This window comes from Paenibacillus sp. 7516 (genome assembly GCF_002272715.1).
Classification (GTDB): domain Bacteria; phylum Bacillota; class Bacilli; order Paenibacillales; family Paenibacillaceae; genus Paenibacillus; species Paenibacillus illinoisensis_A.
Genome location: NZ_NPBI01000030.1, coordinates 44,970 through 56,461, shown reverse-complemented (window position 1 = coordinate 56,461; position 11,492 = coordinate 44,970). Strand labels below are relative to the sequence as shown.

General features: G+C 46.2%; 13 protein-coding genes. All 13 read right to left on the bottom strand.

Features of this window, described 5'->3' with window-relative positions; genetic code table 11:
• Positions 1 to 336: 336 nt before the first annotated feature.
• The 13 genes from CHI14_RS23780 to ctaD all read right to left on the bottom strand — a co-directional run bounded on the left by CHI14_RS23780 (position 337) and on the right by ctaD (position 11,468).
• The gene (locus CHI14_RS23780; protein WP_095291908.1) at positions 337 to 1,554 is read right to left on the bottom strand and encodes a TraB/GumN family protein; all 1,218 of its coding nucleotides are present in this window, start codon (positions 1,552 to 1,554) and stop codon (positions 337 to 339) included.
• Positions 1,555 to 1,689: 135 nt separating this feature from the next.
• Positions 1,690 to 1,872, bottom strand: coding sequence for a hypothetical protein (locus CHI14_RS23775; protein ID WP_095291906.1), 183 nt, complete (start codon positions 1,870 to 1,872; stop codon positions 1,690 to 1,692).
• A 131-nt stretch (positions 1,873 to 2,003) separates the two neighbouring features.
• The gene (locus CHI14_RS23770; protein WP_095291905.1) at positions 2,004 to 3,302 is read right to left on the bottom strand and encodes an ABC transporter permease; all 1,299 of its coding nucleotides are present in this window, start codon (positions 3,300 to 3,302) and stop codon (positions 2,004 to 2,006) included.
• Entirely contained in the window at positions 3,295 to 4,197 is a 903-nt protein-coding gene (locus CHI14_RS23765; RefSeq protein ID WP_095291910.1) for an ABC transporter ATP-binding protein, read from the bottom strand. Before CHI14_RS23765 ends, CHI14_RS23770 begins: the two co-directional genes overlap by 8 nt.
• A 20-nt stretch (positions 4,198 to 4,217) precedes the next feature.
• Positions 4,218 to 5,111: an ATP-binding cassette domain-containing protein gene (locus CHI14_RS23760; protein ID WP_095291904.1), complete on the bottom strand. Its 894-nt coding sequence runs from the start codon at positions 5,109 to 5,111 to the stop codon at positions 4,218 to 4,220.
• Positions 5,112 to 5,124: 13 nt separating this feature from the next.
• Entirely contained in the window at positions 5,125 to 5,517 is a 393-nt protein-coding gene (locus CHI14_RS23755) for a GntR family transcriptional regulator (protein ID WP_095291902.1), read from the bottom strand.
• A gap of 87 nt (positions 5,518 to 5,604) precedes the next feature.
• Positions 5,605 to 6,318 (bottom strand): hypothetical protein, encoded by a 714-nt coding sequence (locus tag CHI14_RS23750; RefSeq protein WP_095291901.1) that lies wholly within the window; start codon positions 6,316 to 6,318, stop codon positions 5,605 to 5,607.
• A gap of 339 nt (positions 6,319 to 6,657) precedes the next feature.
• Entirely contained in the window at positions 6,658 to 7,029 is a 372-nt protein-coding gene (locus tag CHI14_RS23745) for a hypothetical protein (protein ID WP_095291899.1), read from the bottom strand.
• 112 nt (positions 7,030 to 7,141) lie between these two features.
• The gene (locus CHI14_RS23740; protein WP_095291897.1) at positions 7,142 to 7,606 is read right to left on the bottom strand and encodes a DUF420 domain-containing protein; all 465 of its coding nucleotides are present in this window, start codon (positions 7,604 to 7,606) and stop codon (positions 7,142 to 7,144) included.
• 36 nt (positions 7,607 to 7,642) lie between these two features.
• Positions 7,643 to 8,563, bottom strand: a complete 921-nt coding sequence (gene ctaG / locus CHI14_RS23735; protein ID WP_095291895.1) for a cytochrome c oxidase assembly factor CtaG — start codon at positions 8,561 to 8,563, stop codon at positions 7,643 to 7,645.
• Positions 8,564 to 8,670: 107 nt separating this feature from the next.
• Positions 8,671 to 8,991, bottom strand: a complete 321-nt coding sequence (locus tag CHI14_RS23730) for a cytochrome C oxidase subunit IV family protein (RefSeq protein WP_095291893.1) — start codon at positions 8,989 to 8,991, stop codon at positions 8,671 to 8,673.
• A 3-nt stretch (positions 8,992 to 8,994) separates the two neighbouring features.
• Positions 8,995 to 9,621, bottom strand: coding sequence for a cytochrome (ubi)quinol oxidase subunit III (locus tag CHI14_RS23725; protein WP_095291892.1), 627 nt, complete (start codon positions 9,619 to 9,621; stop codon positions 8,995 to 8,997).
• Positions 9,618 to 11,468, bottom strand: coding sequence for a cytochrome c oxidase subunit I (ctaD, locus tag CHI14_RS23720; protein ID WP_481856451.1), 1,851 nt, complete (start codon positions 11,466 to 11,468; stop codon positions 9,618 to 9,620). Before ctaD ends, CHI14_RS23725 begins: the two co-directional genes overlap by 4 nt.
• Positions 11,469 to 11,492 lie beyond the last annotated feature (24 nt).

Sequence of the window (11,492 nt, the reverse complement as noted above, 5' to 3'; positions counted from 1 at the left end):
AACTCTTATATATTATCATGTTCCAACCAATTTAGCAAGCACTTTTTTAAGTTTCTTTCGAAGTTTTTCAGTTCGCTTACCGCACCGTGTTTCTTGTGTTTTCTTGGCCGGAAAAATAATATATCATATATCACAATATCTTGTAAAGTGTTTTATAAAAATAATTTCTATATTAGATATCACGATGTCATTATTCAACGTTCTACATTTTCTAACAACTTGGACACGAGTATATATCAGCCATCCATATATCTTGTCTTTCTTCTATATATAAGATAACAACCCTCCCGCTTCTACTCAGAAGTGAGAGGGTTGTATCTAGTAATGATATTAATGTTACTTACGTTCTACAGTATAACCTTTATCTTCAAGCAGCTTCACGATGCCGTGCTCACCCAGGTAGTGGGCAGCACCTACAACGATAAAGTACTCCTCTTTCTTATCACTCTTCAGGTATCCATCAATCTTGTCAGCCATGCCAATGTTACGGTCGATCAGCATTGCTTTGTTGTACTCCTCGTTATCAGAGAAGTTATTGGTCAGATCAAGCAACTGCTTATCATTACCCGTTTTCCACATCTCAGCCATTTGGTTCACACTATCATCAAGAACATCGAAGTTGTCTAATGTTGCTTTCAATGTTTCTTCTTGCAGCTCTTTGGAGAAGCCGTTAAACATACCCAGTTGAGACTCGTACGATTCTAGCTCGATAATGGGCAGTTTACTCTCAATGGCCTTTTGAATGAAATACAAATCCACACCCGCCGAAGCTTCATATCCAGCCGTAGCCGACTTCAGGCTAGCAAGTGTACTTTCAGCGACCCAAGGCTTGAATGCGTCCAGCGCATTAGGCTCCAATCCGTTTTTCTTCAGGATATCCCCCAGTTTGGTATAAGTCTCGCTTGAAACATGATCCTTCAGCGTTGTTCCATCCTGGTAAGATCCCAGATCCAGAATCAACTTCTGTTGTGCCTCATCAGCCGCTTTGCTGATGTCGATCTCGACGCCCAGGTAATCCGCTTCAGCAAAAGCTTCTTCAAATTCCTCGCGCAATGGGTAGAAGCTATCGTCAGCAATATGCATGGAGCCTACCAGATATACTGTGTTCCCGTTGCTCTCCACTTCCCACATGAAGCCGCGGCCACCTGTTTGTGCAGCTGTTTCCGCTTCCTTGGAGACAAGCAAAACGGTACGTGTCTTCGCATCCCAGTTTACTTCATAACCTGTAGCGTCCCCAACAATACGAATCGGTGCATAGGTTACGCCATTAATACGTGTAAGCTTGCTTTTGAGTGTAATCGTTTTGCCGTCCACCACAGCCGTAATTGTATCATCTGTCGCAGTCGTCAGCTTCACATCCATTGCATCAAGTGTGGAGCGAAGCGGAACCAATGTTGTTCCCTTGTTATTCATTGGTGCCCCTACAGTGTACTTTACTGCCTGGTCATTGACTTTAACGGAAGTTACTTGAGGTGCAGCCATGGCCGGTGCCGCTGAAGCGAGCAAACCAACCGAGACGGTGAGTGACAAGAGCATGCGTTTCCAGTTTTTCATATTATGTATTCTCCTTTAGATATATAGTAGGGCAAATCTATTCGTTCAAAGAATGAACATCCATCATTATTACGATAATAGACTGAGAAGGGTTCCACCTTTTTCCTGAGATAGTCCCCTTCTCCCTTTTGATAATTACTTCTTACTTCCAGCCATCCACAGCCCTGCAACAGCAATAACAGCTCCAGCACCCATCAGAAATCCCTGCACAGCATCCTTTATGGAAGACCCTTCTGCACTTACTAGCGATCCTAGCAAAATTACGGCTGCACCAACACTTAACATCATGAATGATTTTGAATTAATGCTTTTGATCATACTCAACGCCTCCAATGATTTATTGTGAAGTTGGAACATTTCTCTTCTAAAGCAGTAGCAGCCTAGTGAACAGAAGAAAGAAAGAATTGATTGAAGAATAGAATTTATTTTTATTTATTCATCGTATTAATTTAAATTTTGTAAGCTTTCATTGCCTTGAACAATTCCTTGAAGGTTGGACGCTTACCATACATCAACACACCCGTGCGATAGATTTTGGCAGCCAGCCAGCCGAAGACAAAGATCGATACGACCAGAATGGCCAAAGACACTAGTATCTCCCATGTTGGAGCAACCCCTGCCCCGATTCGTACCAAGATGGCTGTAGGTGAGGTAAACGGTATGAAACTAGCAACTTTTAATAGCAGAATGTTCGGTGTTGCGATACTAAAGATTGCAATATAGAAGGAAACCAACGAAAGCATCGTAATCGGCAGCACCGCTTGACCCAGTTCTTCTGTACGGCTAACCATCGAACCAATCGCAGCAAACATCACCGCATACAGGAAGTAACCAAGGATGTAGAAGATTAATCCGTATACAATAACGGCAATATTTACATCACTCAGGTTCAAACTAAAATCACTCAGGACATCACGGTTGTGAGGAAGCAGCACATTCCCTGCGATCACCGCACCGAAGATACCGATCTGAAGCATACCTACCATAAATATTCCGATGATTTTACCAAACATCTGACTCAGTGGAGACACGCTGGTAATCAAAATCTCCATAATGCGGGAACTCTTCTCCGCTGTGATTTCGGATGCGATCATATTACCTGTCATCATAGTAGATGTGAACAGGAGGATGATCAGCAGGTATACCACAATGTAGTTAATCGGGCTCATGCCATTCTCTGACCCTGCATCAGCTCCTGCTTCTTCAGCACTCAAGCTTTGCTCACTCACCTTAACAGGAGTATTAATCAATTCCTTTTGCTCAGCCGTGAGTACGTCCTTCACGACGACATCCAGCTTCACACTTTGCAGCGCAGCTTCTATAGAAGCAATAATCTGAGGGGACACCTCTTCTGTTGAATACAGGATCGGCTGTGGGAACTCCTGTCCTTGGGCCGCTTCAAACTTCAGATACCCGTCAGTAAGTCCGGATTCTGCATCTGCTTTCAGCGCAGCTTCATCTTTAGTACCATCAGCAATGAATCGATACGCTTGATCTCCTTGTGCAGACGAGAACTTCTCCAGCTTCTCCGATACTTCTGGCTGTCCCGCACTCAGAAGCCCAATGTTTACAGGGTTGCTCCCTGCAGCTCCACCGCCGATTGATCCACCGTTAAACAAGGTAATGAAATAGGGTACATTAAGTCCAATTGAAATTAAAAGTGCAAGTACAATGGTCGTAACTACAAATGATTTCGTTTTGACTTTGTTTTTGAATGTAAATCCGATGATCGTTCCCATTTTATTCATTCGACTCACCCACCTCACGAATAAAGATTTGGTTAAGCGTTGGTTCTTTGATCTCAAAATGCTCTACAGTCGTCTGATTCATTGCATGCTTCAATATCTCCTGGGCAGCCTCAACCTGTGCAATATGAATAAGATATCCACGCTCGTTCCGCTCCACCTTATTTACACCGGCCAATTGATCCAAACCATCCACATTGCCAGTGGTATTCAGGAAAACCTGTTCACGCGGATAGCGGTTCTTGATCTCCTTGATCTCTCCCTGAACTACGGTGTTGGAGCGATGTAGAATTGTTATCTGACGACAAAGCTCTTCAACATGCTCCATGCGATGTGTCGAGAACAGAATAGCCGTTCCTTCATCACGCAATTCCTTAACAGTGGATTTGAGCAATTCTACGTTTACTGGATCTAAGCCGCTGAACGCCTCGTCAAGAATAAGTATCTGAGGACGGTGCACCACCGCAGCGATAAAGCCCATCTTTTGCTGGTTACCCTTCGATAACTCCTCGATCTTTTTGTCGTAATACTCAGGGACCTCGAATCGATCAAGCCAGTATCTTAGGCTTTTGTCTGCATCCTTGCCATTCATGCCGCGAAGGCGGGCCAAATAATTGATCTGGTCACTGACCTTCACCTTGGGATACAGTCCACGTTCTTCCGGAAGATACCCCATAATCTGCTGCAGCTCGGTACTATAAGGCTTGCCGTTATATCGAATCTCTCCACCATCGGGATGAATCAGACCAAGTACCATGCGCATCGTTGTTGTTTTACCCGCACCATTGGCACCCAGCAATCCATAGATTTCCCCTTCTTCCACATTAAGCGTAACACCGTTAACAGCCGTCTTATCTGCATATTGCTTGACTACCTGCTTCAGTTCCAATCTGTTCATCATCTATCATCCTCCTTCGTTTATCTCCACATTGTCGGAGCGTACCCTGCAATCCAATATTGCAGCACTTCGTCCAGCTCCAGGTTTCGGATTTTCATGATGCGGTTACCCGCAAGCTCCAGCCTCTCCTGTGCTTCAACTACCCGGGTCGTAATCACCCGTATGGCTCCAGCCTCCTGCTTCGACTCAACAGCCCCCGGTATACTCTCAGGTCTTAGATCGCCTTCGTACCAGATTTCTCTCCATTGATCGAGCACGACATCTTTTTCCGCCATTCCAAGAGATTGGCCCCGGTGCATCAGTACGATGTAATCCGCCAGACGCTTCACTTCATCTGCTATATGTGTTGCTATTAAAATGGTGGTATCCCCTTCCGCCATGAAATTGCGGAACTGCTCAACCATGACCTTCCAGGCAAATGGATCAAGCCCAGATGAAGGTTCATCCAGCAGGAGCAATCTCGGCCGTGCAGCAAGTGCTGCCGCTATTTCGAATTTGCGCCGTTCTCCTTTGGACAACTTCTTCAGTTTCACATCATAGGGAACATCCATATCATCCATTAGCTGGTTGAAAAGCTTCGCATCCCAACGGGTGTACCAATGTGCCCGGAATCTGGCTGCTTCAACAGCGGTTATATGGTCTTCTTCCGAACCTCCACCGTCTGCAACAAAACCAATATGCTCTCTCAGCTCTGTAGGAAGCTCACCTTCGTGGTGCTGTCCGAACCACATGATCTGACCGGAATCCGGTAGTACAACCCGCTGAAGCATATTCAGCAGCGTGCTTTTTCCCGAACCGTTATGGCCCAATATGGCGACCACGTATCCCTCGGGAATGACGAGATCAATAGGGCCAATGATTCTACGCTTGCGCATTTTGGATACACCGTTTAGCTGAACCGCAATTGGTTCCATGTTTGGTCACCCCTTATTTCGGATAGTAGATCGACTGCAAAATCTCTTGAAACAATCCTGCCATTTCCTCTTCGCTGCATCCAACGGATTTACCGGACTGCACGGCTGCCTGCAACGCTTCTCTTGCTGCTGTCAATTTGTAGTTCTCTCGATCTCCTGCGTCAACCTTGGCTACAAACGTCCCCGTACCCTGCTTCGTTCGAAGCAAGCCTTCATTCTCCAAGTCCTGGTAAACCCGGCGAACAGTAATCACGCTGCAATTCAACGAACCTGCAAATTCGCGAATGGATGGCAAATGCGTTCCCTCCCCCAATTGACCCGTTATAATTAAAGATCTTAGCTGGTTTTCAATTTGGTGATATAAAGGTTCAGCACTGTTTTCATTAATTTGAATCGGTATATTCAAGTCCTGCACCTCACCCTCGCGTACACTTCAGTTCACTTGCACGATAGTGCCGGTCATCCTCGATGTCGTTCTATATTTGACTTTCCATTAACTTAAATCCCGCTTCGATAACTTCCTTAGTGTTAAGCGACTAAGCAACCATAACACCGCAAATCCCAATATTAGCGAGCCCCACATAAATGGTGATAACAACCCCCAGGTTTTGCTGATTTCTACGGCATATCGCAATCCGTTGCCACCCATGATTCGAATGAAGAGTGCAATGAGGACAATTACGGGTATAAACAGCATGCTGATTAACAAATACTTCTTGCCTGTGTGTAGAAATTCCCCAAAGATATAGAATCCTGTAATCAGTATCCCGTACCCTGTACACGTTAGGGCAAAGGCTAGATACTGATCCCATCGAAACCCTTCCAGATGCATCACCGAGACATACAACGCGCCATAGTAGAATATGCCATTAAAGATGAAGGCCAGCAAAGCCTGCTGAATGCGTCCCCACATGACGGTCTCCGCCGAGATCGGAAGTCTGCGATAGTAGGTCAGCATCTGTGTATACGAATCTTCCTGTATGTAGCGGAAAGAGCGTCTCGAGAAGATAAATCCCTGAAATGGAATCATAAGCAAGAAGTAGGAATCGGAAATCGTGTTAAGCGCACTTTCCTCCCTCTGTCCATATAACATGACCCCACCCATAGCTCCAACATAGATCATAAACATTGCAGACCATAACCATTGAAACCGATCCTTGCTCCATTCGCTGCGGGTTAGCCACCAAGCCTGCTTCCAATCATTCATAACATTGCCTGCCTTTCCATCTCACACATTTACTATGCAAGCTGTGTTCACTGTGTTTACTGTATATATCAATATACACAGTATACAGACCCCCACTTCATACCGTCAACCCTTTTTTTCCTGAATCAGGAATTTAGCAGGAATTCATTCCCTTGGACACTGAAGTGATGCAGTATGAAAGGCAGGCTTAGGGCAGTTACCACGATGTTCGTTTAACAACTACTTCGAACTAAAGGCGTACAGGCAAAAAAAAGAGAGCTGACTCCGATATTGTGCGAACACAAAACGGAATCAACTCTTTCAATTTTCCGGCACCTGTATGCAGAAGAGGTCAACCTTTTACACCAAATTGTAGCCGCTCGGTAAACTGCGATTACTGCGGATGGCACGAATTTCAGCTAGTGTAAGCCGTTGATTGGTGGAGATCAGGGATTCTACATCATTTCCGCGAATCAGATCATCCAGATCTCTCAGATTGGTATTGCCACGATAAACGCGGAATCCACCCTGAAAGTTTGGTCTCGTAAACACAACCAGCGTTGCATTGGAACTTGTCGAGAAAAAGCGCAGGCTCTCTACCCCATCCAGAATGTTATCCAGATTGCGCAGACCCGTGTTACCACGGTAAATCCGACTTCTCCCTCTGTAGTTCTCTTCTGAATACACCGTGAGACGTGGATACGTTTGACTGACTTGGACTGTTTTTTTCACTTGTTGTTTCCCCCTCTCGATCTCATTCTATGTAAGGATGAGAGAGAAGGTATGGACGATTGGACGAATCCATTCATCCATTTTCATATTTTCAAAGAATCTGTTTACTGTTCTACACCCCGAGGATGACTTCCCATACAGGGCGTGTATGCCCGCCAGGATAAAGGAGATATAACAGTACATATACGATGACGCCTGTCAGTGCGCTGCTGAACCAGATCATGGATGTAAACCGTCCCCAGCGACGATGTGTAGCAAATTTCTTCTTGAATCCCAGCACCAGAGTAGATATACCGAATACAGCAGCTGCTGTGGCGAGAATAATATGAAAGATCAGAAAGATTCGATAGAAGATCTCCATCTCCGGATCACCGCCCCAAGCGGTATTTCCTACAAATATCGTTCGGGACATGTAGATGATAAAGAATAGCAGAGCCGCGACAGCTCCCGCTATCATCATGGATTGATGAGCCTCCTTTTTGCCGCGAACGATTAACACCCAACCGATCCCAACCAGTAAAGCGCTAATCACAATGAAAGAAGTACTGATCGTAGGTAGCAAAAAATGCATATCCATCGTGTGTTCCCCCTCTTGTCTGAACATAACTAAGGCTTATTTCGCAGGATTAAGCGGTCCACCTGAACGTTCTACAGGATACGGATCATCATCATCTTCGCGTTTTTCCTTGCGGTACCATTGAAAGAAAACATATGCCAGCATGGATACGAAGATGCCCTCCTGAATAAACTTCATTACAATCCCCCCCACCTGCTGATCCTCTTTGGCAGAAGACAGGAAGTTAAAGAAACCTGGACCTCCGAATGTACGCAATAATGCCGAGGAGTCTCCTGAAACGCAATATCTCATCGCTTCCGCCCATACCGCAGGATTGCTATACGTTGCATATAATGGCTCGGACGCAAAAATGATCAAGCCGCAAGCTGGTGTTAACAGCACCATATTAAGAAAAATAAATCCAATCTTCGACAGTCCTGAAGCCTGTCTTGCCTCCGGCAGCGGATTAAGAAGTGTCCACCACATGAGCATAGAGGTAATAAATAGAACCAAGTAATACAGTCGGTGAACCGTAAAATTCAGCATGACATAGTCATGGACAACGGGCAGATGATACAGCGAAAATAAACCGTTAAAGAGTAATGCCGCGACAATCGGATGAGCTAAAAAGGATAACTGCCGCGCTGGCAGCCACTGAATGATCTTTCGCCACACCCAGAGAGGCAGCCCTTTCATCAATAAAGGTGGAGCAACCAGATAAGACAGAGCCATGCTTACCATGTGAAAGCTGAACATGACGTGCCCCAGCAAATTAAATGGTCCAGCCTGGGCAAGATAGAACACAGCCAGACCTGTAATAAACATGATTTTCTGTGCAGCGTTAGCAGGTTCTGCATCAGTAACCCTTTCACTTAACGGACCTACGACAAACAGATACACAGCTACAATGAGTAAAAATAACGCAAGAATGAAGGGACTCCATAAATCGTTGAAACTGAAGTATTGCAACCCGAGCATACGGGAAACCTCCCGGTGACCTGATTTGGTTGTAGCCTTAAAACATCTTTTTCATTCCATCGCCTAAAAGGGGAAAAGACGGCGGCACTGCGCCGCCGCCATCTCATTTACCACCAAACCCAATAGAGTGCCATGATGATGCACGTGAATGCTACAAAAAATCCGAAAGCCATAAACAGGATGGGCATCAGATGGCCTTTATCCTTCATGTGCATCCAGTATCCCAGCTGGACAAACACCTGAAGAATGGCCATAACCACCAAAAGAATGATGGTAAAGGATGTATTGACGCCCCCTGCCTTAACGGCTGCAAACGCAATGAGTGTCAGGATGATGGAGAATATAAACACAACGACATGCTTCTGCGGTCCTTCTGTCCGGTGACGATGTTTCACAGGTTGTTGATCACTCTTATCCTGTACCGACATGTGTTAACCCACCTTTCCGAGCAGGTAGACGACCGTAAAGATAAACACCCAGACCACGTCAATAAAGTGCCAGTACATTGCGGAGACGTATACCTTTGGTGCAGTTACGACCGTTAATCCTTTTCTGAACAGCTGCCCGATAATAAGTCCGATCCACAGAATACCGAATGCAACGTGGGCTCCATGGAATCCAACCAGCGTGTAAAAAGCGGAGCTGAATGCACTGGTGGTCATCCCGAACTCTTTGTGCACCACATATTCATAGAACTCATAAATTTCAATACCAAGGAATCCTAGGCCCAGCACTACCGTAATTCCGAGCCAAAGTGCCAATGCACTGCGGTTACCCCGATGCATGGCCTGGATCGCAAATACACTAGTCAGACTGCTGACGAGGAGTATGAAGGTCGCTGCTGCCACAAGCGGCAGATGGAACAGTTCATTCGCTGATGGCCCTTCATTCGTCTGGCCACGAAGAGCCAGGAAGGTTGCGAAGAGTGTACCGAACAATACCGTCTCGCCGCCAAGGAACAACCAGAAGCCAATGAGCTTGTTGCGTCCCTCCAGCGTTGCTTTCTCCGGTTCATGCGGCAATTGGCCACTTACCGGTTCGGCATGTGAAGTTGTCATGTTCTAACCCCCTTCTCATCCTGATCCTCGGGCTCGATATGCCAGCCATGGTCATCATAAAGTGAACGCATTGCCATCGCTCCGAATGTAATCAGAAGGCCGATAATAACCACAATATAATTATTGAAAAGTCCGTTCATAAAGGCATTGCCAAAATCGTCTTTGCTGAACATCAGGCCCAGTCCGGCAATGAAAATACCGACAGACATGATAAACGGCAGCGGTGTTGCAGATGGCATATGAATCGAACCTACCGGTTCAGCAGGAGTCATCTCCGTATGTCCTGCCATCTTTTCCTTCCAATATGCATCGATTCCGCGAACAAGCGGAGTCTGCTTGAAGTTATATTCCGGCGGTGGAGACGGGATGGACCATTCCAACGTACGGCCATCTTCCCACGGATCATTTGGTGCATTCACCGGTTTTTTCGTTGTAATGACGATGTTCACGAGGAACATGATCACCCCAACACCCATCAGGAATGCTCCAACGGAGCTGACCAGGTTAAGCAGGTCAAAGTCCTGATTCGGCAAGTATGTAACGATCCGGCGCTGCATCCCCATGAGGCCCAAGAAATGCTGCACGAAGAACGTTAATTGGAATCCGATCATGAATGTCCAGAATGTCCATTTCCCAAGTGTTTCGCTCAAAATGCGACCGAACATCTTCGGCCACCAGTAATGCAGGCCCGAGAACAGTCCAAGAACCAAGCCACCAACGATTACGTAGTGGAAATGGGCTACGACAAAGTACGTATCATGGAACTGGAAATCAGCTGGTGCAGATGCGAGCATGACACCTGTGACACCGCCCATGACGAAGGTTGGAACGAATCCTACAGCAAACAGGTTCGCAGCCGTAAAGCGGATCTGTCCACCCCACATCGTGAAGAGCCAGTTAAAGATTTTGATCCCTGTCGGTACGGCAATTAGCATAGTGGAGATTGAAAAGAGTGCGTTGGCCACATTGCCGAGACCCGTTGTAAACATGTGGTGTGCCCATACCATGAATCCCAGGAAGGCAATCAGGATGGTTGCAAACACCATGGAACTGTAACCAAACAATCTTTTACGTGCAAAGGTCGGAATAACTTCCGAGATAATCCCAAACGCCGGCAAGATGAGTATGTATACTTCCGGATGTCCGAAGATCCAGAAAATGTGCTGCCAGAGTACCGGGTTACCACCATTTGCGACATCGAAGAAGTTGGCTCCCAGAATACGGTCAAACGTCAACAGTACTAATCCCACCGTAATGGCAGGGAATGCAAAAAGGATAATGGCTGAAGTAATAAATGTTGTCCATGTAAACATCGGCATCCGCATGTAGGACATGCCGGGTGCACGCATCGTAATGATCGTGGCGAGAAAGTTAATGCCGCCGATAAGTGTTCCGAGACCAGCTATCTGTAGACCGATCGTATAGAAATCCACACCATGGGTCCCGCTGTACTCACTACTGGAGAGCGGCGTGTACGACGTCCAGCCTGCATCAGGCGCCCCGCCCATGATCCAGCTCAGGTTGAGCAGCAGTCCGCCAAACAGGAACGTCCAGAACCCTAGTGCATTAATAAATGGAAAGGCGACGTCCCGTGCACCAATCTGCAAAGGGACAACAGCATTCATGATGGCAAATATGATTGGCATGACACCAAGGAAGATCATCGTTGTTCCGTGCATCGTAATCAATTCGTTGAAGACCTGAGCCGATACAAAATCATTCATCGGTTTCATCAGCTGAATCCGGATTAAAATGGCTTCAATCCCGCCGATTCCGAAGAACAATCCACCTGCTATTAAATACAAAATGGCAATCTTTTTGTGATCGACGGTGGTGATCCAATCCATCAAGCCCCTGTACCGCTTGACGCT

Excerpts from the sequence above, each read along its gene's own strand:
- CHI14_RS23780 (WP_095291908.1), bottom strand. The coding sequence starts at position 1,554 with ATGAAAAACTGGAAACGCATGCTCTTGTCACTCACCGTCTCGGTTGGT.
- CHI14_RS23775 (WP_095291906.1), bottom strand. The coding sequence starts at position 1,872 with ATGATCAAAAGCATTAATTCAAAATCATTCATGATGTTAAGTGTTGGT.
- CHI14_RS23770 (WP_095291905.1), bottom strand. The coding sequence starts at position 3,302 with ATGAATAAAATGGGAACGATCATCGGATTTACATTCAAAAACAAAGTC.
- CHI14_RS23765 (WP_095291910.1), bottom strand. The coding sequence starts at position 4,197 with ATGAACAGATTGGAACTGAAGCAGGTAGTCAAGCAATATGCAGATAAG.
- CHI14_RS23760 (WP_095291904.1), bottom strand. The coding sequence starts at position 5,111 with ATGGAACCAATTGCGGTTCAGCTAAACGGTGTATCCAAAATGCGCAAG.
- CHI14_RS23750 (WP_095291901.1), bottom strand. The coding sequence starts at position 6,318 with ATGAATGATTGGAAGCAGGCTTGGTGGCTAACCCGCAGCGAATGGAGC.
- CHI14_RS23740 (WP_095291897.1), bottom strand. The coding sequence starts at position 7,606 with ATGGATATGCATTTTTTGCTACCTACGATCAGTACTTCTTTCATTGTG.
- ctaG (WP_095291895.1), bottom strand. The coding sequence starts at position 8,563 with ATGCTCGGGTTGCAATACTTCAGTTTCAACGATTTATGGAGTCCCTTC.
- CHI14_RS23730 (WP_095291893.1), bottom strand. The coding sequence starts at position 8,991 with ATGTCGGTACAGGATAAGAGTGATCAACAACCTGTGAAACATCGTCAC.
- CHI14_RS23725 (WP_095291892.1), bottom strand. The coding sequence starts at position 9,621 with ATGACAACTTCACATGCCGAACCGGTAAGTGGCCAATTGCCGCATGAA.
- ctaD (WP_481856451.1), bottom strand. The coding sequence starts at position 11,468 with ATGGATTGGATCACCACCGTCGATCACAAAAAGATTGCCATTTTGTAT.